Raw genomic sequence first — 20,900 nt, forward strand, 5'->3', positions numbered from 1 at the left:
GCTCGGTGGCACGACCCGATGAGCGCTGGAGGGAAAATGCCGCGCACTCCTGAAGAAACGATGCGCAGACTGCTGGATCTGATGCTGACCGAGGACACCGACGCCGTGGCCAACCTGTGGGCCGAGGACGGCATCACCGAGTTCCCGTTCGCCACCGGGAATTCGGCGCGCAGCCTGGCCGGGCGTGAGGAAGTCCGCCGATACCTCGCCGGATTCCCTCAGTTGTACGACATGCGGGAGGTGCCCGCGTTCACCGCGCACCGCACGCAGCGGCCGGACACCGCGATCGTCGAGTACCACGCGACCGGGCGCTCGCTGCGCACCGGAAAGCCCTACCGGATGGACTACGTCGTGGTGATCACCGTCCAGGACGGGTTGATCACCCGCTTCCGCGACTACTGGAACCCGCTGGCCAACGCCGAAGCGACCGGAACGCTGCCCGAACTGGTCGAATCGCTGAACTCGGAGGTCGCCCGGTGACCGTTCTCGTGACCGGCGGTACCGGGAAGACCGGAACCGCCCTGGTGGAACTACTGCGCGCCGAGGCCGTGCCGGTGCGGGTGGCCAGCCGCAACCCGGTGCACGGTGACCCCGGGTCGATCCGGTTCGACTGGCACGACCTGGCCACCCACGCGCCTGCGCTGCGCGGTGTGGACTCGGTCTTCCTGGTGCCTCCGGTGAACTCGGTGGACCCGATGCCGCTGGTCGCGCCGTTCCTCGCCGAGGCGAAGCGCCTCGGGGTGGACCGCGTGGTGCTGCTGGGTTCGGCCATCGTGCTGCCGAACGCCCCCAGCGCGCTGCGGATGGCGGACGCGGTCCGGGCTCAGCCGGGCTGGGTCGTGCTGCGGGCGTCCGCGTTCATGCAGAACTTCCTCAGCCCGCACCCGGTGGGCGAGCGGATCCGCCGGCGCGGTGAGATCCGCACCGCCGCGGGGGACGGACGGGTCGCGTGGATCGACGCGCACGACATCGCGGCCGCCGCCTTCGCCCTGCTGCGGCCCGGCGCCGAACGCACAGGTGAGAGCGACTACCTGCTGACCGGCCCGAAGGCCTTGAGCTACGCCGACGCCGCGACGATCATCACCGCTCGCGCCGGTCACGAGGTCCGCGTGGCGGAGATCGGAACGGACGAGCAGGCGGCCCACTACCGGGCGTCGGGCGACTCGGAGGAGTTCGCGGCGAGCATCGCGGCGGTGGAGGAGGGCATCCGCGAGGGCAGGGAGGATCAGGTGAGCACCGCGGTCCTCGACCTGACCGGCCGTCCGCCGCGGTCGTTCGAGGAGTTCGCCGATGTCCACGCTGCGGCGTGGTCCGACGGTTGACCACGCCGCAGCGGCACGGTTTGTACCCCGACGCACGGCGGCGTTGATCGCGGTGCTGTCGGCCAGCGGCGTTCTGCTGACACTGCACCCGGCGCCGAAGTGGTCGTGCCGAGTCGCCAAGCGCGCCGAGGAGATCGAGCAGGGCAGCTGGGGAGCATCGGCCGTGAACACGGCGGTCGCGCGGACCGCGGCCGTCAGCGTCGGGGCTCGATGAGGATCACCACGGGAACGCGTTGAGCAGGCCGGCGCCGAAGGCGATCAGAGCGATGGCTGCCGAGACCGCGGCGAGGAGGTTCGTCCTGCGCTGACGGCTCATCGACCGGAGGGAGTGCGTCTCCGCGCGTGATTCCATCCGGGCCAGCTTGGTGGCGATCGAGTTCAGAGCGTCCGGTGCGGGCGTCGGCTGCGAGGGAGTGGGCGACGGCGAATAGCCCTGGTCGTACCCGAACCCGGGCGGTGGCTCGGGAGCTCCGCCGAAGTTCGTTGAAGGCTCCTCGTCGTCGGTGGTCGGCACCGGGGCGAACCACGGGTGGACGTCCTCGTGCTCGCTGATCGCGACGGCGGGGCCGGTGTCGCGCTGGAGGCTGACGGACTCCACCGTCGTGGCGATGGCCCGCAGCTCGTCGACGACCATCTGCATGGCCCGCGACGCTTCGCGAGCCTGCCGCTCCTGCTCCCGCTGCTGCTTCCAGCTGAGCCGGAACGCCCAGATCGACAGCAGCGTGGCCGGGATGGCCAGCACGAACGAGCCGATGCTGCCGAGCCAGGAGGTCGTCTCCAACGGGCTCACCGGGTCCTGCGCCAGAAACCACCGCACGCGGCGAAGATTACCGGAACGCACGCCGCGGAAACTGCTGTTCGACGGCTTCGCGGCCTGCGGCGGACCGGTGGGCGCGGGTGCAGAATCGGGGCACGTCCAACCGAGGGGGCTCGTTGCGATGACCGAGTTGTTGCCCGCTCTGCCCGATGAGACCTTCCGGCGCGTGCTCTGCGTCGTCGCACACCCGGACGACATGGAGTACGGCACCTCAGCGGCAGTCGCGCGCTGGACGTCGCGGGGCATCGACGTCGGATATCTACTGCTCACGCACGGTGAAGCGGGCATGCCCAACCCGCCGGAGGAGACCGCCGCGCTGCGCTTGGCCGAGCAGCGGGCGGCGTGCGAGACGGTCGGCGTCGAACACCTCACCGTGCTCCAGCACCCCGACGGGGTGCTGGTCTACGGGCTGGACCTCCGCCACGACATCTGCCGCGAGATCCGCCGCTTCAAACCGGACGCCGTGGTCGGCACGTCGTACGAGATCGAGACGCCGATGGGGTTCAACCAGTCCGATCACCGCGTCGCGGGCCTGGCCACCATCGATGCAATCAACGACGCGGGCAACCGGTGGATCTTCCCCGAGCAGATCGACGACGACGGCCTCGACACGTGGAGCGCGCGGTGGTTCCTCCTCCCGGGGATGGCCGGGGAGCTGGACGCGACGCACGGCGTGGACGTCACCGGCAGGCCGGTGCAGCTCGGCGTCGCCTCGCTGGAAGCCCACCGCGCCTACCTCGCCGCGCTCCCGGAGCATCCCGCCCCGGCGGACTTCATCCCGAAGATCCTCGCCGCCAACGGCGCACTGCTCGGCACCGAGCACGCGGTCCTCTTCCGCGCCCTCGACCGCCACAGCCCACCGGACTTCCTCGAAGACCTGGATTAGACGGCGCCGGTGAAGTACGCCGTGGTGGAGGCGAAGGCGTTCGGCTTGACCGAGAGCTTGAACTCCCCGGAAGAGTCTTCGACCTCGAAGACCTTGGTGAACGAAACGCTCTGCCCCGGAGCGAGTTCGGTGCTCGGAAGCGAGTCGTTCGCCTCCGACATGAACGCCTCTTGCGCCACGCGGCTCGAGTGCTGGGCGGTGAAGGCGGTGCTCATCACCTGGTAGGGCCTGGTGCCGGTGTTGCTGACGGTCACGTCGACCGCGATCCAGCGCTTGCCGTCAGCGGGACCGAGATACGGGTTGTCCGCGGCCACGGCATCGGGACCGGCCACCGTGATCTGCTCACCACCGCTCCACGAGGCGGTGCCGCCGAACGCGTGGTCGGTCACCTCGCCGCCGGGCGCACTCGCGGGTGGCGGGGTGGTACGACTGATCGAGTTGACGGCGGTGCTGAAGATCGCGATCGAGATCACGAACGCGAGCACGCCCAGCGCGAGACCGAAGTAGGACATCACCTTGTTGTTCGCCAACCTCTTGTGCGCCCGGTTGACGGCGATGCCACCGAACACGATGGCCAGCACGCCGAGGACGAAGCCGATGAAACCGACGAACGGAATCCAGGCGAACAGCAGGGCGATGATTCCCAGCACCAGGGCCGTGGTGCCGAATCCGTTCTTCGGTGCGACCGGGGGTTGAGGTGGGAGTGGAGCGGATTGCTGCGCCATGACGGATTCCTGTCGCGTCGGTCTGCAGAGGAGGGGTGCCCGAGGGGCAGAGGACCCGCTCCGGAGGTCCCAGCAAGTAAGCGCGTGAAAATCGCCAACCGTAAGGGCCTTTGGTCCGTGTTCCACCGCCGTGCAGTTGCGCGTAGGCGATGTGCCCAGGTCAGCCACTCATGGGTGAGCCGCCCGTTCCTGGCCGCTGTTCTGTCGAAAGTGGTGTGGGGCAGTGGGGTTCGCCGTAGTGTGTGTTCGAACGTCGTCGAACAGCTGGGGGTGGCGTGACGCTCGTCGGGCGGGACGATTCGTTGCGCGTTCTGGCCGATGCCTCCTCGGCCGCGGAGGTCGGGCAGGGGGCGCTGGTCGTGGTGCGCGCCGATCCGGGCATCGGGGTCACGGCCCTGCTGGAAGCGCACCTCGCGGCGATGCGGGACTCCGGGCTGCACCTCCACCGGGTGCCGGTGCTGCGGCCGGGCGGGCGCACCTCGCTGTCGGCAGGAACACCGGACTGGGACGAGCCCGCGATGGTCGTCATCGACGACCTGCACCACGCCGACGACGACACGCTGCTGACGTTGCACGGCCTCGCCGGGGAGATCTACGGCCGTCCGCTGCTGGTCGTGGCGGGCCGGCATCGCGGCGTCGCACCGGAGCGCTTCGCCGCGCTCGACCGGTTCGCCATCGTGCACGACCTCGCCCCTCTGGCGAACGACGCCGTCAGCGCGATGCTCCAGGGACCGTCGCCGAACGCTGCTGACGCCGGGGGAAATCCGTGGCTGCTCAGCCGGATCGACGCCGCGGACAGGTTCGCGCAGGTGACCGCCTGGGCCGCGGACCTGGCCGGTTCCGACGTCCACGTGCTGCGCTGCGCCGCGCTGCTGGGCGACACCGCCTCCGTCGACGACCTCGCCGCGGTGGCCGGTGCCACGCCGAGCGAGGTGCTCTCCGCCGTCGCGAGGATGTCCGCCCGGGGCTTGGTCGACGAGTCCGGCGGCGAGGTGCGGGTGCGGTATCCGCTGGTGCGCGACGACGTCGCCGCCGCATCGGCGGGCCTGCGCGGCTCGGTGGCTCGCGCGCTCGCCGACCGGGGAGCACCCGCCGAGCGCGTGGCCGACCACCTCGTGCACGCGCCGGTGGATCCCTGGACCGTCGACTGGCTCGCCGAACGAGCCCACCAGCTGACCTCCCGAGCCACACCGGCCGTGGCGCGACTGCTGGAACGGGCGGTGGCCGCGCTGCTGCCCGGCGACCCGCGGTTGCCCGAGCTGCGGGTGGCGTGGGTCGAGGCCCTGCTGTGGAGCGGCCGGACCGAGCAGGCGCGCAGGGCGGCGTCCGAAGGACTGCTGGCCGATCCGGACGAGGCGATCCGGCACCGGCTGCTCGTCGTGCTGGGCGTCATCGCCAACGGTGAGTTCGACGCCGAAGCGGCCCTCGCGGTCTGGGAAACGGAACGGCGGGAAGGGGAACTGCCCGCACGGCTCGCCGCGCTCGACGCCTACGCCCACCTGCTCGCCGGAGACCTGGAGTCCACCCAGCGCGCGGTGGCCCGAGCGAGCCGGGCAGCGGCCGACGACCCGCTCGTCGAGATCTACCTGTGCAACATCCGGGCCATCGGGCAGTGCCTGCTCCGCGACTACGCCGCTGCCGGTGATCAGCTCGACCGCGCGTCGGCGCTGCTGGAGATCGCGGCCTACGACCGCGCGCAGTGGCTGATGTCCCGGTTGCTGCGCGCGGTGCTGCAGAACCTCGAACACGACCCCGCCGTCACCGAGACCATCGAGCAGGCGCGGCCGGTCGCCCGCGAACTCGGCCTGGGCTTCCTGCCGTGGACGCACACCATCGCCGCCGTGACGGCGCTCAACTTCGGCGAGTGGGACCGGGCGCTGGCCGAGGTGGAGGAAGGGCTGGCGCTTCCGCACCAGCACGGCATGGCGGGCCCGCTGCACGCGGTGGCGGCCACGATCCTCCTGAACCGCGGGGACCTGCCGACCGCGCGCGTGCACGCCGAACTAGCCGACGAAGCCGACCTGTACGGCGTGGCGATGTTCTACGAGTCCTTGATGATGGTCACCCGCGCCGTGCTGGCCGGCGTCGACGGCGACCTGAAGCGGGCGGTCGACGTCGTGCGCGACGTCGTCGACCACGACGTTGGGATGCGGCACGACCGCTCGGTCGCCCCGGTCTGCGTTCCACTGGTGCGCATCGCCGTGGCCGGGGGTGAACGCGACCTCGCTCGCCGCCTCATCGAGCGGATGCGGGAGTGGAGCGACGAGGACGACAGCAGGATCGGCTACTGCACGGGTCTGGTCGACCGCGACGTGGACCGGTTGCTCGCCGCCGCGCAGGACTTCGCCGACAACAGCACCCCGCTGGCCGCCGCGCAGGCCGCCCAGGACGCCGCGGTGGCGCTGGCCGCCTCCGGCAGGTCCGACGCCGCCAAAGCCGCCTACCAGAGCGCGATCGACAGGTTCGCCGCGATGGCGGCCCACCGGGAGATCGACCGCACCGCCGCCAACCTGCGCTCCTACGGCGTGCAGCTGGGCGCGTCCGGCCCGCGCGGACGTCCCAAGCACGGCTGGGACAGCCTCACCGGCGCCGAGATGCGGGTGGTCGAACTCGTCGCCCAGGGGCTGACGAACCGCGACGTCGCCGAGCGGCTGATCCTGTCCGTGCGCACCGTGGACTCCCACGTGTCGCGAATCCTGCGCAAACTCGACTGCTCGTCGCGCCTCGAACTAGCGGTCAAGTACCGGGACCGCTCTTGAGGGCACGTTGCGTGGGAGCAGCGGCTGTGCCCCGTCGCGAACATCAGCAACATCACCGATGTTTCGGACGTCGCCTTCTGGTGATCTTTCGGTACCGCGCTGGAGGAGCGCCGCTGGCATGGGGGCAGCGGGCGCGTTTCGCCTTCCAGCGACGCGACTTCGGCCGTCGGTACCGGCCGATCAGAGGAAGGCAGAACCGGACATGACCGAAACCGGAGAGGTGAACGTCGTCGCCGCGGCGTCCGCGGGGGTGCAGGACCTGGCGAGGGCGACCACGTCGGTGCTCGACCAGGCCGGGCCGGTCGGCGAGGTGGGCAAACCCGTCGTGCGCACCCTCACCAACGTGTGGGAGGGCTACTTCGGCTCGCCGATCCCGCCCGAGGGCACCAACTGGAACGCCTACACCCACGAGCAGCTGTACGCGATGGTGTGGGACAACGCCGACGTCGCAGACGTCACCGGTGTCGCCGACGAATGGGGCAGGCACAGCACCGAACTCGCCGGTCACGCCGATGCGATGCAACGGCACCGCGCGGAGATGGGAACGCACTGGACCAGCGAGTCCGCCGACGCGGCCACCAGCAGGCTCGGGCAGATCGGTGACCGGACCTCAGGCGTAGGGGAGCGGGCGAGCACCGTGTCCCACGCCGCCCAGAACGCGGGCGACGCCCTCGCTTCCGCCCGGAACTCGATGCCGCCACCGCCCGGGGACGCGACCGGAACGGTGATGGGCACCGGCGTCGCCGGGGCGGGCGCGGGTGCCGTGGTCGGCGGTGTCATCGGTGCCGCTGCGGGAGGCGTCGGCGCGGTGCCCGGCGCCATGATCGGCGCGGCCGTCGGTGCCGCCGCTGCCGGCGGGACCAGCATGTTCCTCGCCTCCGCCAACGCCGCCGAGAAGAAGGCGGAGGCGGTGCACGTCATGTCGCAGTACGAGGCGGCGTTGCGCCGCAGCAGTGCCGCGATCGCTCCGGCCGAAGCGCAGGGCGCCGGCTGGGGGTCGGCGCCCGCGTCCACCTCGGCGGCGGGGTTCTCCGGGGCGGGTGGAGCGGCCACCGGTGGTGGGGTGCCGTGGGCGAAGTTGGTCGGTGGCACCGATCCGCTGGGCGGAGCGGGCCGTGCCGGTGCGGGACTCGGACTGCTCGGTGCGCGGGGCATGTTCGGCGGCGCCTCCGGTGCCGGTGCTAACGGGATGGCGCCCGCGCGGGGAGCCGCCGGGGCTGACGCCGACGAGCAGCAGGTGCACGAGAACAAGCTGCCCACCATCGACCAGGGGCTTTTCGACGACGACCGACCGGCCAGCGCGCCGGTCATCGGCTGAGACGGGAGTGGACCGTTGAGCGGATACCGAGTCACCACCGAGAACCTCGCCGCGCAGGTCGGGGAGCTGTCCAGGGTCGGGGAGCAGACCGAGCGGCTGGTGACCTCCGCGCGGCAGCTGGCCGAGCGGATGCCGATGCTGGGCACCGCGCCACCCGCCCTGCACCTGGCGATGCGGCTGCGGCAGAGCGCAGGCGAGTCCGGGCTGAGCCACGAGATCACCGCAGCGCACACCGAGCTCGGCGACTTCCACAGCGCCCTGCACGAGACCGCCACCGGCTACGAGAACACCGACACCGCCGCCGCGGACGCGCTGCGCGGCACCGAGGGGACGGCGACATGACGACCGCGCTCACCCGTCCGCGCAGCGACGGAATCCACTTCGGACAGATCGAACTCGACCTGCTCGCCGCCCACGCCGGGGCGAGCTGGCCGTTCCCGCTGCGCATCCCGTCGTTCGGGCGCATCGCCGGCGAGCGGGAGGTGCTGTTCGCCGCGGCCGGGCACACGCTGCGGGCGCGCGGGCTCGCCGACGAGGACGGCCCGACCGGAGCCGCCGCCGAACTCCTCGACGCGCTCCGGCAGCACCGGGGCACCGTCGACCTGGTGCTGATCGGGGAGTCCGGGACGACGGGTGTCCTGGCGATGGTCTACCGGTCCTCGGCGCTGATCTTCGAACAGCCGCTGGACGACGATCTCGCCACCACCGTGCGGATCCGCCGCGTCGCCGCGAACGCCCTGGTCGACGAGCTCTTCGCGCTCGTGCCGGAGCGGGACCCGGCGAAGTCCATGCCGATCAACCTCCCGCAACGCGTGGTGGACGACGTCGCCGAGCTCAACTGGATCGACGACGACAGCACCAAGCGGCGGCGCTTCCGCGAACTCGTCCGGGACTGCGGCGGCGATCCGGGGGCGCTGGACCGGCTGGTGAGCGTGCTCCCGGACCTCACCGGTCGCGGCCAGCTCGGCGCGACCCGGCGCACCGGCCGCGGGCACCGACGCCAGGGGCAAGAACTGTCCTGGTTGGACGGTCCGCACGGGCGGATCCGGGTGAGCCGGACCGACGGCGGATGGGTGAGCATCAACCCGCTGCGACCAGCGGTCGTGCGCGCGGCGCTGGTGGACCTGGTCGCGATCGCCCGCGAACAGGGCTGACCTTCGAGAGGAATCACGGTGAACTCAGCACAGCAGTGGCTCGCGGACTACGACGCGACGCTGGCGCGCGCGGCGGCCGACGCGAAGGCCGCGGGTGCCGCGCTCGGGCAGGTCAGCGGCACGGCGTCCTCGCCGCGCGGGGAGATCTCGGTGCAGGTCGGGCCCAGCGGTGCGCTGGTGGACATCCGCCTGACCCCGGCGGCCCGCGCGATGGAGGCCGAGAAGCTCGCCCAGCTCATCCTCGCGACCGCGCAGCAGGCGCAGCGGATGGTGGGCACCCACGTCATGGAGATCATGACCGACTACCTCGGCGGCGGCCCGGCCCTGGACTTCGTGCGGGACAACATGCCCGTCGACACCGGCGAGCCGGAGCCGCAGGACGACGACGACTTCTTCGACAACCCAAGGGTGATCGTCTGATGAGCACCGACTTCCACGTCGACCACGAGCAGATCCGCGCTCACGCCGGAACCGTGGCGGGCCTGTCCGACGGCCTGTCGGCCGCGGCCGGTGCCATGACCGGTGGTCCCGCGAGCAACGCGCTCGGCACGTTCATGGAGTTCGCGACCCTCGGGCTCGGCGACGCCATCTCCCGGGCCGCGCAGGCGGTGTCGTACGCGTCCGGAGCTCTGAACAGCGTGAGCCGGGGTCTGGCGGGCAGCGCCGAGGACTACCAACGAGCTGATGACGAAGGTGTCGCGGCGCTGCGCGGAGGGGATGCCCGATGAGCGTGGACCTGAGCCTTCCGCTGGGATCGGCGGGAACCGTGCGGTTCGTCGCCGACGTGCGCTCCACCAACGACGCGGTGCGCGGCGGTGGGTGGGACTCCGGCAGCTACGGTTCCGCGGGCGAGCCCGCTGGGGGAACGGGCGACCCGCTGTCGGCGCTGGCCGGGTCCGGATTCGGTTTCCTGGCCGACCTGGTGCCGTTCCTGGGGGAGCCGTTGCAGCAGCTCGCGGGCGATCCGGGCGCGGTCGCCTCCAGCGCGCAGAGCCTGCGGGACACCGGACGCGGCGTCGCTTCGATCTCCGACTCCTACGGTCAGGCGGCCGGTCCGGAGACCAGCGGCTGGTCGGGCGCTGCCGCCACCGAGTACCTCAAGACCGCGGCCGAGCTGGTGGGCGGCCTTCAGGGGATCGGCGAGGCCAGCACCGGGCTCGGCGAAGCGCTGGCCGGCATGGGCGACGCGGTCGTCAAGACCGCCCACGAGGTGACGATCCTGGTCAACGAGGCGGTCGGCCGGATCGTCGTCATCATGAACCAGGCCATCGCCGCCGCGCAGGCCACCTTCGGCGCGAGCATCGCGGCGGCGATCCCGCAGGTCGTGCAGATCGCGACCGAGTGCGGTGTCCGGATCTCGGGGCACATGGGCAACCTGCTCAACAGCGCGCAGGGCCTGCTGGGGCACGTCGACGAGGTCATGAAGGTCGTCGGGGCCATCGGCGGTGTCGTCTCGAAGATCGCCGACCAGGCGGAGCAGGTCACGGCCGGATCGACGGCCCCGTCCGGTTCCGCCGCTGCGGGTTCGGTTCCCACCGGCGGCGCCGGGTCGTCGAGCTCGCCCGGCCTGACCAGCGCGGCCTCGATGCCCGGTGGTGCGGGTGCGGCGCAGATGACCCCGAGCCCGGGAGGTGCGGCGCAGGCCGGACCGGTTCCGGGGATTTCCGTTGCGGGCGGCGCGAATCCGGCCACCGCGGGGATCTCGCCCGGCGGTGCCGGCGGCTTCATGCCGCCGATCACTCCGCAGCGCAAGCAGCAGCAGGACTCCGATGCCGAGCGCACCTCGTCGCTGTCGGCGCGGCTGTCGGGCGAGCTCGACCTCCCGGAACGGGACGATTCCCGGTACGGCCCCCGACAGCCCGACGGGCACCGGTGAGGGGCTGAGGTCCACTGCGCGAGGCAGGGCCGGTCCGACACCTATTTCTGCTGGTACTGAGCTCTGTAGGCGCTGGGTTCCGCTGGCGGCTCGGGCTCGGACTCGTGGTGGCCGAGCTGGACCGAGCGGCGGATCTGGCCGCGGTTCTCGCGGACGACCTCGGTGAAGAAGCGATCGGTGCGCTCGTCGTTGAGCACGTCGAGGATGACCCGGATCGTGGTGTCCACGATGGACTTGACGATCTCGTCGTGGAACGGGAGGTGCTTGATCCGGCCCACCTGCTGGTCGTTCTTGAGCTTCTCGGTGACGATCTCGCGCAGCACCTCGCGGTGCTCGCCCAGCGAACGCGCGATGTTCTCGGGGTAGTGGCCGGTTTCGACGACCTTCACGACCTCGTCGAGGACCGCGACGGTGATCGGCTTCTTGATGGCCAGCACGATCGGCCGGGAGAACCGCTCGATGAACCGTTGCGTGATGCGTTCGCCGAACGCGCGATCGGCGGTGCGGGCCAGGCGCATCAGCAGCACGACGACACGCAGCAGCCGGAAACCGCGCAGCGCGGGGTGCGCGACCGGGATCATGCCGAGGATCTCGTACCAGCTCTGCAGCGGAAACCGCCGGTTCCACGAGTTCTCGCGCCACCGCCACAGGAACTCGGCGAAGAAGACACCGCAGATCGCCGTGTCGATGACGAACACCGCGTGCGCGGTCTCGTGCGTCGTGTCGAAGAACGTGGCGTAGCAGAGCAGCCCGAGCGAGAACACCGCGAGCACGAGCATGGCGATGTCCAGCGTGGAGGTCCGGCGAGGTGCCGCGGTTGCGCTGGTCATGGTCGTGATTGTGTCTCACGTTCCCACCGGGACCGGCGCACCCGCGCCGGTCGGCCGGTCTCGGATCAGACCCGCATCGGTCCCCGGCGGCCGGTCGCGACCGCACTCCGACGATGTGCGCGACCCTGACCAGCAGGAACGGCCGGTCCAGCGGACCGGGCGACGTGTCCGATCTGGACTGAGGTTCCTCGCACTTCCCGACGGCCCGTTCGCGCCGCAGTTGATCGCGAAGAGGGCACCGTTCACCGGCATCTGCTGATCATTCCGGACGTTCGCGGCGCAGTTGCGGAAGCCGACGCGAACGGGGGTGAGTTGTAGTCGGGGGGCTTCGCGCTCACTCTGGTGAGGTGGACAGCGAGAGCTACGCCCGCTTCCTGCCGGATTCCTACCGGCGGCGTGCCTCCGAAGTGGAGCCGACGTCGACCTGGTGGCACTGGCGGGACGGTCGCGTGCACATCGCGCGGGTCGCGGCTCCGGAAGCGTCCGCGAGGGTGATGGTGATCCACGGCGCCGCCGGTCATTCGGGGGCGCTGTGGCCGGTGTGCTCGCCGATCGCGGGCATGGCTGACCTGCTGCTCGTCGACCTGCCGCCCTACGGCAACACCGTCGTGCCGCGTCCGCACCGGATCCGCTATGGCGACTGGGTGGAACTGCTGTGCGAGCTCGTCCTCGCCGAGCGGCTCCGCGACGACCGGCCGCTGGTGCTGTTCGGCGCGAGCATGGGCGGGATGCTGGCCTACGAGGTCGCCGCCCGCACCGGGCAGGTGTCGGCGGTGGTCGCGACCTGCCTGCTCGACCCTGCCGACGCCGAGGCCCGTCGTCGGGCCGCCCGCGGTCCGCTCGGTGCGATCCCGCCGGCCGGTCTCGCCGTGCTGGAACGGCTCGCCGGTGACGTCCGGGTGCCGATGCGGTGGCTCGCCGACGAACGCAAGATCAGCCGCGATCCGCAGCTCTCCGCGCTGTGCGCGGCCGACCCGCGAGGTGGCGGCGCCAGGACCCCGATCGGCCTGCTCACCAGCTTCGTCCGCTACGGCCACACCCCGCCGGAGAACTTCGGCTCAGTGCCACTCGTCCTCGCTCACCCGGCGAACGACGACTGGACCCCGGCGGACATCAGCCTCCGCTTCCTCAACCGGGTCGCAGGCCCGACCACGGTGGTCATGCTGGAGAACTGCGGCCACTACCCGACGGAAGAACCAGGCCTGACACGCCTGGCCGAAACCCTGTACACCCTCGTCGGCAACACCCTCGAAGAACGCACCGAGAGCTGACCCGACCAACTCCCAGCCGCCACATCACCCCACCAACCCCCGCGCCCACCAGGGACGACCCGTCCAGACCGACCGGGGTGACCCGAATACCGCAGTAATCGGGTCCCTGAAAACTGCGGTAATCGGGTTCCTGAATACCGCCGTGATCCGGTCCCTGAATACTGCGGTAATCCGTCGCGGCTGGTCCCGGGGTTGGGGTGGGGTGTGGGGGTGGGTTACTTGAGTTCGGCGCTTGACTTGCCGAGGAGGCGGCGGGCGACGATGAGCTGCTGGATCTGCTGGGTGCCCTCGAAGATGTCGAGGATCTTCGAGTCGCGGGCCCACTTCTCCAGCAGCGACTCCTCGGTGTAGCCGACGGTGCCGCAGAGCTCGACGCAGCGCAGGGTGATGTCGACGACCGAGCGGCCGGCCTTGGCCTTGGCCATCGACGCCTGCAGCGAGTTCGGCTTGCGGTTGTCGGCCATCCACGCGGCCTGCAGCGTCAGCAGGTACGCGGCCTCGTAGTCGGCCTCCAGCTGCAGGTACGCAGCGGCGGCGGCGTGCTGCGAGTTCGCCGGGCGGTCGTAGTCGACCGTCACGCCCGCCTCGGCGAGGACCTTCGCGGTCTCCTCCAGCGCGGCCCGCGCCACGCCGATGGCCATCGCGGCGACCAGCGGGCGGGTGTTGTCGAAGGTCTGCATGACCCCGGCGAACCCGGACTTGGTGTCGATCTCCGGGGAACCGAGCAGGTTCTCCTTCGGCACCCGGCAGTTGTCCAACCGGATGACGGCGGTGTCGGAGGCCTTGATGCCGAGCTTGTGCTCCAGGCGCTCCACCTCGATGCCCGGACGGGTCTTCTCCACCACGAACGACTTGATCGCCGCGCGGCCGAGGGACTTGTCCAGCGTCGCCCACACGACCACGGTGTCGGCACGTCCACCGGCGGTGACGAAGATCTTCTCGCCGTTGAGGATGTACTCGTCGCCGTCGAGCTCGGCGGTGGTGGTGATGTTGGCCGAGTCCGAGCCGGTGTGCGGCTCGGTGATGGCCATCGCCGCCCACACCTGCGCGAAGCGCTTGGCCTGCTCCTCGTTGGCGACCGAGGCGATCGCCGCGTTGCCGAGGCCCTGGCGCGGCATGGCCAGCAGCATGGCCACGTCGCCCCAGCACATCTCGATGGTGCCCAGCACCAGGTTCAGGTTGGCGCCGTTGCGGTTGCCCTTGGCGCCGTCGTCGCCGCCCTTGCGCACGCCGGCCGCGCCCGCGCCGCCTTCGCCGGAGGAGTTCAGGCCGTCCAGCAGCGCGGCGAGGGTGTCGAGCTCCTTGGGGTATTCGTGCTCGGCGCGGTCGTACTTGCGCGAGATCGGGCGGAACACCTCGGAAGCGGCCTGGTACGCCTGGTTGACCAGCGCGGTCGCCTTCTTCGGGACCTCAAGATTGATCATGAGAATAGAGTCCTTCGCGTCTCGAAGGTCCTCAGACGAGGACCGCGCCTTCCATCACGCCGATGGCCCGCAGGTCGCGGTACCAGCGCTCCACGGGGTGTTCCTTGGTGTAGCCGTGGCCGCCGAGCAGCTGCACGCCCGCGTTGCCGATGAGCATTCCCTTGTCGGTGGCCAGCTTCCGGGCCAGGGCGGCTTCGCGGGCGAACGGCTTGCCCTGCTCGGCGCGCGCGGCGGCACGCAGCGTGGTCAGCCGGATGCTCTCCAGCTCGATGCCGATGTCGGCGACGCTGAAGGCCACGGCCTGGCGGTGGCTGATCGGCTCGCCGAACGCGGTGCGCTCGTTGACGTAGGGGATGACGTAGTCGAGCACGGCCTTGCCGGTGCCCGCCGCGAGTGCGGCCCAGGCCAGCCGGGAGAGCCGGACGAGGTCGGTGAACACGTCGAGCTTGCCCTCGCCGAGCAGCGCGGTCACCGGGACGTCGACCTGGTCCAGGTGCAGCTTGCCGGTCGCCGCCGAGCGCAGGCCCATGGCCGGTTCGGCTTCGACGGACAGACCGGAGGTAGAGGACTCCACCAGGAACAGCGCGGGGCTTCCGTCGAGGCTCGCCGAGACGATGAACAGCTCGGCCTGCGCGGCGCGCGGGACCAGCGACTTCACACCGCTGAGCTGGTAGCCCTTCGGGGTGCGCTTGGCGGTGGTGCTCGGCTTGAGCGGGTCGCCGAGCGCGACGTGCTCCTGCAGCGCGAGCGCGGCGGCGGGCACGTTCTCGCCGGCGAAGGCGGGCAGGTAGGTGGCCTGCTGGTCCTCGTCGCCCCACAGCGTGAGCGCGGTCGAGACGGCCGAGGGCGCGAGCACCGCGACGGCCAGGCCCATGTCGCCGTGCGCGAGGGCCTCGGCGACCAGCGTGTTGGTGACCGCGGAGCGTTCGGTGCCGATGCCGCCGAGGGATTCGGGGATGCCGACCGCGCTGAGCCCCAGCTCGGCGGAGCGCTCCAGCAGGTCGGCCGGCGGGGTGAGCTTGGCGTCGGCGTCCACGGCGGCGGGCCGCAGCTGCTCGGCGGCGAACTCCCGGACCGTCTCGGCGATGAGCGACTGCTCTTCGTCGGGTTCGAGGTCGAAGAGGTCCTTGGCCGGGGCGGGGGTCAGGCGCACGGGCTCGTTGTGGCCCTGGACCTTCTTGAAGGACCTGGTCGCGGCGCCGGCGGCCCTGAAGCCGGTTCGGGTGCCCGTCTGCACCAGGGTCTCGAACTGCTTGCGCAGCCCGAACTTGTCGATGATCGGCGCGCTGGCGATCTTGGTCAGGGCGGCGAGGCCGAGGCCCATGGCGTCGCGCTTCCGAGCGCCGCCAGCCTGTCCCCGATGGGCGTTTGACACGGTGCGTCTCCAATCGGCCGGCGTCGGCCGGGCATTACCTACTGACGAGTAAAATAACGTGCCCTGGTGCCACCGCGCCAGAGAGGTCGATCACGGCTTGCTTGCTTTTGCGCGCGATGGATGGTTGAAGAGCCCGTTTCCGGTGGCCGGTGAAGCGATTGGCTAGTATCACTGGCCGATTGTGTAGCGGGGGTCACATGTCGCTGGAGCAGCTGAACTGGGTGCTGCTCGCTGGTGCCTTGGTGCTGCTGGCGGGTGTCGTGGGCACCCGCGTCGCGCGCGGGGTGGGACTGCCCAGTCTGCTGCTGTTCCTCGCGCTGGGCGTGCTGCTGGGCGAGGACGGGCTCGGCATCGACTTCGACGACGCCGAACTGGCCCGTAACCTGGGCACGACGGCGCTGGCCGTGATCCTCGTCGAAGGCGGTCTGACCACGAAGTGGTCGGACGTGCGAAAACTCGTGGCGCCCGCCGGGATCCTCGCCACCGTCGGCATCGGTGTCAGCCTCCTCGTGACGGCCGCGGGGGCGCACTTCCTGCTGGGCTTCGACTGGCAGCTGGCGCTGCTGCTCGGCGCGATCGTGTCCTCGACGGACTCGGCGGCGGTGTTCTCGGTGCTGCGGGTGCTGCCGCTGCCCCGGCGCGTGGCGGGACTGCTGGAGGCCGAGTCGGGTTTCAACGACGCGCCCACGGTGATCCTGGTGCTGCTGTTCAGCGTGACCCCGCTGGTGTTCTCACCGGGACACGTCATGGCCAGCCTGGGGTACCAGCTGGGCCTCGGGGCGCTGCTCGGGCTCGGCATCGGGTTCCTGGGCGCCGTGGTGCTGCCGCGCATCGCCCTGCCCGCGTCCGGGCTGTACCCGCTGGCGTCGTTCGGGCTCGGGTTCGTCGCCTTCGCCGCGTCAGGGGCCGTGCACGCCAGCGGTTTCATCGCCGCCTACCTGTGCGGGGTGGTGCTGGCCAACAGCGGGCTGCCGCACCGGTCGGCGACCCGGTCGTTCGCCGAAGGGCTCGCCTGGCTGGCCCAGATCGGGCTGTTCGTGCTGCTCGGCCTGCTGGTCACGCCGACCCGCCTGACCGTCGAGATCATCCCGGGGCTGGTCATCGGACTGGTGCTGCTGCTGCTCGCGCGACCGCTGGCGGTGGTGCTGTCGCTGGTCTGGTTCCGGGTGCCGTTGCGGGAGCAGGCGTTCCTGTCCTGGGCGGGGCTGCGCGGCGCGGTGCCGATCGTGCTCGCCACCTTCCCGGTAGTGCAGGGCGTCCCGAACAGCCAGCGGCTGCTGGACATCGTGTTCGTGCTGGTCATGGTGTTCACCGTCGTGCAGGGACCGAGCCTGCGGCCGTTGGCCCGGTGGCTGCGCATCCTGCCGCGCGAGGCGACGCGAGAGGTCCAGGTCGAGGCGGCCCCGCTGGACGTCCTCGACGCGGAACTGCTGTCGATGTCGGTGCCACCGGACTCGGCCATGCACGCGGTCACGGTCCGCGAACTCCGGTTGCCGGAGCCCGGCGTCGTCACCCTGATCATCCGGGACCGGCACACCTTCGTGCCCAGCCCGGAGACCGGCATCGAGACCGGCGACGAGCTGTTCATCGTCACCACGGTCGCCCAGCGTCAGGCCACCGAGAACCGGCTCCGCGCGGTCAGCCGCCGAGGCCGCCTTGCCCACTGGTTCGGCGAACGCGGCGACCCGGCCTGACCCGGATCAGCTCCGCCGCGCGACTTCTGCCGTCAGCACCTCGGACTCGTGGCGCGCTCGGATGCGGCCGAAGCTCCAGATCGTCAGCGCGTGGGACACGGCCAGCACCAGCAGCAGCACGCCGATCCGGCCGACCACGGTCTTGGGCTCGCCGCCCAGATCCATCGGCAGGATCGCGATGAGCGCGACCAGGCCGAGCGTCGCCAGGTGGAACACGACGGTCACCAACTGGTTCAGCGGCCCCGCGTTGTCCCCGAGCTCGCGGAGGTAGGCGGTCCCGCTGCGCCGCAGCAGGTGCCCGTCGACGGCGACCAGGAGGATCCCGGCGATCAGGAACGTCACCAACGATGTCATCGGACGTCTCCTTCCCTCACCCGCTGCGGTACCCGGTGATCGACCGCCGGGAAACCGAGATCAACCGAAAGCACCAACCGCGGTTCCGGTCTTCCCGGAACGAGCGGCCCTGTCTGCCGTATGTTCGGGACATGCCGGAGGAACGCGATTCGGGCGGTGCGACTCAGCGGCCGCTGCTGGTCTTGGGCAAGATCGCCGAGATCCTCAACGCCTTCACGTTGAGCCGCCCCGAGCTGACCCTGCGGGAGATCCAGCAGATCACCGGGTTGCCGCAGTCCACGGTGCAGCGCCTGGTGACCAACCTCGTCGGGCACGGATTCCTGGACCGCGCGGAGGACCGCTTCCGCATCGGAGTCCGGATGGCCTACTGGGGAGCGGCGGCCGGCAAGGACCTGGACGTGCTGGGCGTGGTCAACCCGGTGCTCAAGGACCTCCGCGACATCACCGGCGAGACCGCGTGCTTCTTCCGCGCCGAGGGGACGCACCGGGTGTGCGTGGCGGTCGCCGAGACCCGCCACGCGCTGCGCCGGGAGGTCTCGGTCGGCAGCATCGCGCCGATCACGGTCGGCTCGGCCGGCCGGGTCCTGCTCGCGTGGGGACCCGGGTCGGCCGAGCGCGCGCTGGCGGAGGAGCTCCCGCAGCTGACCGAGAGCACCGTGACCGACCGGGACGAGCTCGCCCGGCTGATCAAGAAGACCGCGGCCGACGGCTACGCCATCACCGTCGGCGAGCGGGTCGACGGCGCTTCCGGCCTGGCCGCACCGGTTTTCGACGCGAACGCGGAGCTCCTGGGCGCGGTGATGGTGCACGGGCCGACGCTGCGGATGCCCTACGAGCAGTGCGAGGCGTGGATCGACGTGCTGATCGAGCACGCCGAGCGCATCACGCGCGCGCTGGGCGGCCGGCTCCCGCGCTGACCGCTCACCGGCAGGACACCTCCGTCCCCACCGCCCACGGGAACGCGGTGGCGCTGGACCGGGACGCCTGCGCAGCGCGGGAGCGGTTGGGCTCGCCGAGCTCCTCCAGCACTCCGCCGGACAGCGCGACCAGCCGGGCGAAGACCTCGGTGCTCAGCCAGTCCGGGCGCAGCGCGAACAGCAGGTCCTCGGTGGCGGCGTTTCCGCTGGCACCGGGTGCGAACGGGCAGCCGCCGAGACCGCCCAGCGCCCCGTCGACCTCCGCCGCTCCGGCTTGCACGGCGGCCAGCGTGTTGGCCACTCCGAGCCCCCACGTGTCGTGCCCGTGGTAGACGATCCGGCGCTGCGGGGTGCGCTCGGCGACCTGCGTGATCAGGCTGCTGACCTGCGCGGGAACGGCCTGGCCGAGGGTGTCCGCCAGGACGACGTCGGCGGCGCCGTCGGCGCGCGGATCGGCGGCGATGTCCAGCACCCGCTGCTCGGGCACGTAGCCGTCGAAGGGGCAGGTGAACGCGGTGGCGATGCACAGCTGGATCCGGCCGCCCGCCTCCCGGCTCAGCTCCACGGCGCGCGGCATCGCGGCCAGGCTGTCCTCGGTGGACCGCCCGATGTTGGCGCGGTTGTGCGCGTCCGAGGCCGACAGGCAGTACTGGAAGTTGACGGCTCCGGCAGCGGCGGCGCGCTCCACGTGGCGCGGCGTCGCCACCCACACCCAGCAGCGCGCCCGCTCCTCGGCGGTGAGCGCCTCGACGACCTCCAGCGTGTTGGCCATCGAGGGGACCAGGTCGGGGCGGGCCAGCGAACCGATCTCGACGCTCGGCACGCCCAGCGCCAGCAGCTCCCGGACGATCGAGACCTTGCGCTCGGTGGACAGCTGCTTGCCGGTCAGCTGCAGGCCGTCGCGCAGCGTCACGTCCCGCAGGGTGGCCTGCGGTTGGAATCCGTGCGTCATTTCCGCTCCTCGCCGGTGTTCTCGGGTGTCCTTGCCAGCAGCGAACCGAGCACCTCCGCGGTGTGCTCACCGAGCTCGGGGCCCGGCGTGCGCAGCGGCAGCGAGGTGCCGCCGATGACCGGCACGACACCGGGGAACCCGACGTCGACCGGCTCGTCGCCACCGGTGTCCACGCGCATGTCCTGGATCATGTCGCGCGCCCGGTACTGCTCGTCCTCGCAGATGTCGGCGGCGGTGTAGATCGGGCCCGCCGGCACGCCCGCGTCGTCCAGGACCGCCAGCACGTCGTCGCGGGAGCGGGCCGAGGTCCACTCGCCGATGGCCCGGTCCAGTTCGTCGCGGCGCTCCCAGCGTCCGGCGTTGGTCGCCAGGCCCGGGTCTTCTGCCAGGTCGGGACGTCCGATCGCCTGCATGTAGCGGCGGAAGATGGAATCGCCGTTGCCCGCGATGACCACGCTGCTGCCGTCACCGCACGGGTAGGCGTTGGTGGGCGCGATGCCCTCCATCCGGCCGCCGACGCGCTGCCGCCGCACGCCGTGAGCGAGGTGGTCGGGGACCAGCGACTCCATCATGGAGAAGACCGACTCGTGCAGGGCGATGTCGACCACCCGGTCCGACAGCGGAGTCTCGGTTCCGCGTCCCGACCTGCGCTCCAGCAACGAGACGACGATCCCGAACGCCGCGTGGAGCCCGGCGATCGAGTCGCCGATGGACACCCCGACCCGCGAGGGCGGCCGGTCGGCTTCACCGACGAGCTCCCGCATGCCGCCCATGGCCTCGGCGACCGCGGCGAATCCGGGCCGCTGCGAGAGCGGCCCGGTCTGGCCGAATCCGGAGATGCGGGCGAGCACCACGTCGGGGTTGGCGGCTTCCAGCGCCTCCGGCCCCAGGCCCCACTTCTCCAGCGTGCCGGGGCGGAAGTTCTCCAGAACCACGTCGCAGTGCCGGACCAGGTCCAGCACCGTCGATCTGCCCTCGTCGCTGCGCAGGTCCAGGACCACGGACTTCTTGTTCCTGTTGATGGTGTGGAAGAACATCGACGTGGAGCCGCCGTGCAGGCGCCAGCCGCGCAGCTCGTCGCCGTTGCCCGGCCGCTCGACCTTGATCACTTCGGCGCCGAAGTCGGCCAACATCCGGCCGGCCGTCGGCGCGGCGATGTAGTTGCCCAGTTCGAGGACGCGCACGCCCTCCAGCGGGTACCGGGTGCTGTCGTTGCCCATTGCTTC

22 protein-coding genes are annotated in these 20,900 nt (G+C 71.2%); 14 read left to right on the forward strand and 8 right to left on the reverse strand.

Annotated elements, in window-relative coordinates; translation table 11 throughout:
• Nucleotides 1–60: 60 nt before the first annotated feature.
• The 3 genes from AB0J78_RS15800 to AB0J78_RS15810 are packed head-to-tail and all read left to right on the forward strand — an operon-like array spanning nt 61 to nt 1,536.
• Nucleotides 61–480 (forward strand): nuclear transport factor 2 family protein, encoded by a 420-nt coding sequence (locus tag AB0J78_RS15800; RefSeq protein WP_363789633.1) that lies wholly within the window; start codon nt 61–63, stop codon nt 478–480.
• Nucleotides 477–1,322, forward strand: a complete 846-nt coding sequence (locus AB0J78_RS15805; RefSeq protein WP_363789634.1) for an NAD(P)H-binding protein — start codon at nt 477–479, stop codon at nt 1,320–1,322. The genes AB0J78_RS15800 and AB0J78_RS15805 overlap by 4 nt, the downstream gene beginning before the upstream one ends.
• Nucleotides 1,291–1,536 carry a GPP34 family phosphoprotein gene (locus AB0J78_RS15810; protein WP_363789635.1) on the forward strand — a complete coding sequence of 82 codons (246 nt, stop codon included), beginning with the start codon at nt 1,291–1,293 and terminating at the stop codon, nt 1,534–1,536. Before AB0J78_RS15805 ends, AB0J78_RS15810 begins: the two co-directional genes overlap by 32 nt.
• Before the next feature lie 3 nt (nt 1,537–1,539).
• Here the strand turns inward: AB0J78_RS15810 and AB0J78_RS15815 are convergent, their stop codons facing one another.
• Entirely contained in the window at nt 1,540–2,139 is a 600-nt protein-coding gene (locus AB0J78_RS15815) for a hypothetical protein (RefSeq protein ID WP_363789636.1), read from the reverse strand.
• A gap of 121 nt (nt 2,140–2,260) precedes the next feature.
• On the opposite strand from AB0J78_RS15815, the gene AB0J78_RS15820 reads away from it, so the two are divergent.
• Nucleotides 2,261–3,025, forward strand: coding sequence for a PIG-L deacetylase family protein (locus tag AB0J78_RS15820; protein WP_363789637.1), 765 nt, complete (start codon nt 2,261–2,263; stop codon nt 3,023–3,025).
• On the opposite strand, the gene AB0J78_RS15825 is transcribed toward AB0J78_RS15820, so the two are convergent.
• Nucleotides 3,022–3,750, reverse strand: coding sequence for a DUF4352 domain-containing protein (locus AB0J78_RS15825; RefSeq protein WP_363789638.1), 729 nt, complete (start codon nt 3,748–3,750; stop codon nt 3,022–3,024). The genes AB0J78_RS15820 and AB0J78_RS15825 overlap by 4 nt on opposite strands.
• A 275-nt stretch (nt 3,751–4,025) precedes the next feature.
• Here AB0J78_RS15825 and AB0J78_RS15830 point away from each other — a divergent pair, with 275 nt between their 5' ends.
• The 7 genes from AB0J78_RS15830 (at nt 4,026) to AB0J78_RS15860 (ending at nt 10,857) form a co-directional block, all read left to right on the forward strand.
• Nucleotides 4,026–6,509 (forward strand): LuxR C-terminal-related transcriptional regulator, encoded by a 2,484-nt coding sequence (locus tag AB0J78_RS15830; protein ID WP_363789639.1) that lies wholly within the window; start codon nt 4,026–4,028, stop codon nt 6,507–6,509.
• A gap of 202 nt (nt 6,510–6,711) precedes the next feature.
• Nucleotides 6,712–7,827 (forward strand): hypothetical protein, encoded by a 1,116-nt coding sequence (locus AB0J78_RS15835; RefSeq protein WP_363789640.1) that lies wholly within the window; start codon nt 6,712–6,714, stop codon nt 7,825–7,827.
• Nucleotides 7,828–7,842: 15 nt separating this feature from the next.
• Nucleotides 7,843–8,169 (forward strand): hypothetical protein, encoded by a 327-nt coding sequence (locus AB0J78_RS15840; protein WP_363789641.1) that lies wholly within the window; start codon nt 7,843–7,845, stop codon nt 8,167–8,169.
• Nucleotides 8,166–8,981, forward strand: coding sequence for an ESX secretion-associated protein EspG (locus AB0J78_RS15845; protein ID WP_363789642.1), 816 nt, complete (start codon nt 8,166–8,168; stop codon nt 8,979–8,981). Before AB0J78_RS15840 ends, AB0J78_RS15845 begins: the two co-directional genes overlap by 4 nt.
• Before the next feature lie 18 nt (nt 8,982–8,999).
• Nucleotides 9,000–9,401, forward strand: coding sequence for a YbaB/EbfC family nucleoid-associated protein (locus AB0J78_RS15850; protein ID WP_363789643.1), 402 nt, complete (start codon nt 9,000–9,002; stop codon nt 9,399–9,401).
• Nucleotides 9,401–9,709, forward strand: coding sequence for a type VII secretion target (locus AB0J78_RS15855; protein ID WP_363789644.1), 309 nt, complete (start codon nt 9,401–9,403; stop codon nt 9,707–9,709). Before AB0J78_RS15850 ends, AB0J78_RS15855 begins: the two co-directional genes overlap by 1 nt.
• Nucleotides 9,706–10,857 carry a WXG100 family type VII secretion target gene (locus AB0J78_RS15860; protein WP_363789645.1) on the forward strand — a complete coding sequence of 384 codons (1,152 nt, stop codon included), beginning with the start codon at nt 9,706–9,708 and terminating at the stop codon, nt 10,855–10,857. Before AB0J78_RS15855 ends, AB0J78_RS15860 begins: the two co-directional genes overlap by 4 nt.
• Nucleotides 10,858–10,898: 41 nt before the next feature.
• On the opposite strand, the gene AB0J78_RS15865 is transcribed toward AB0J78_RS15860, so the two are convergent.
• The gene (locus AB0J78_RS15865) at nt 10,899–11,687 is read right to left on the reverse strand and encodes an ion transporter (RefSeq protein WP_363789646.1); all 789 of its coding nucleotides are present in this window, start codon (nt 11,685–11,687) and stop codon (nt 10,899–10,901) included.
• Between the two features lie 347 nt (nt 11,688–12,034).
• Here AB0J78_RS15865 and AB0J78_RS15870 point away from each other — a divergent pair, with 347 nt between their 5' ends.
• Nucleotides 12,035–12,958, forward strand: a complete 924-nt coding sequence (locus AB0J78_RS15870) for an alpha/beta hydrolase (RefSeq protein WP_363789647.1) — start codon at nt 12,035–12,037, stop codon at nt 12,956–12,958.
• 215 nt (nt 12,959–13,173) lie between these two features.
• On the opposite strand, the gene AB0J78_RS15875 is transcribed toward AB0J78_RS15870, so the two are convergent.
• Together AB0J78_RS15875 and AB0J78_RS15880 are read right to left on the reverse strand one after the other, a co-directional pair.
• Nucleotides 13,174–14,382, reverse strand: coding sequence for an acyl-CoA dehydrogenase family protein (locus tag AB0J78_RS15875; protein ID WP_363789648.1), 1,209 nt, complete (start codon nt 14,380–14,382; stop codon nt 13,174–13,176).
• 31 nt (nt 14,383–14,413) lie between these two features.
• Nucleotides 14,414–15,706: an acyl-CoA dehydrogenase family protein gene (locus tag AB0J78_RS15880; protein ID WP_363789754.1), complete on the reverse strand. Its 1,293-nt coding sequence runs from the start codon at nt 15,704–15,706 to the stop codon at nt 14,414–14,416.
• A gap of 248 nt (nt 15,707–15,954) precedes the next feature.
• Here AB0J78_RS15880 and AB0J78_RS15885 point away from each other — a divergent pair, with 248 nt between their 5' ends.
• On the forward strand, nt 15,955–17,451 hold the full coding sequence (locus AB0J78_RS15885; RefSeq protein WP_363789649.1) for a potassium/proton antiporter: 1,497 nt from the start codon (nt 15,955–15,957) through the stop codon (nt 17,449–17,451).
• A 6-nt stretch (nt 17,452–17,457) separates the two neighbouring features.
• Here the strand turns inward: AB0J78_RS15885 and AB0J78_RS15890 are convergent, their stop codons facing one another.
• A complete protein-coding gene (locus AB0J78_RS15890; protein ID WP_363789650.1) occupies nt 17,458–17,805 on the reverse strand; it encodes a hypothetical protein in 348 nt (115 codons plus the stop codon).
• A gap of 131 nt (nt 17,806–17,936) precedes the next feature.
• On the opposite strand from AB0J78_RS15890, the gene AB0J78_RS15895 reads away from it, so the two are divergent.
• Nucleotides 17,937–18,722: an IclR family transcriptional regulator gene (locus AB0J78_RS15895; protein ID WP_363789651.1), complete on the forward strand. Its 786-nt coding sequence runs from the start codon at nt 17,937–17,939 to the stop codon at nt 18,720–18,722.
• A 4-nt stretch (nt 18,723–18,726) separates the two neighbouring features.
• Here the strand turns inward: AB0J78_RS15895 and AB0J78_RS15900 are convergent, their stop codons facing one another.
• Nucleotides 18,727–19,674 carry a hydroxymethylglutaryl-CoA lyase gene (locus AB0J78_RS15900; protein ID WP_363789652.1) on the reverse strand — a complete coding sequence of 316 codons (948 nt, stop codon included), beginning with the start codon at nt 19,672–19,674 and terminating at the stop codon, nt 18,727–18,729.
• The gene (locus AB0J78_RS15905; protein WP_363789653.1) at nt 19,671–20,894 is read right to left on the reverse strand and encodes a CaiB/BaiF CoA-transferase family protein; all 1,224 of its coding nucleotides are present in this window, start codon (nt 20,892–20,894) and stop codon (nt 19,671–19,673) included. Before AB0J78_RS15905 ends, AB0J78_RS15900 begins: the two co-directional genes overlap by 4 nt.
• Nucleotides 20,895–20,900 lie beyond the last annotated feature (6 nt).

The sequence above is a fragment of the Saccharopolyspora sp. NPDC049426 genome (assembly GCF_040676935.1).
In the GTDB taxonomy this organism is placed as follows: Bacteria; Actinomycetota; Actinomycetes; order Mycobacteriales; family Pseudonocardiaceae; genus Saccharopolyspora.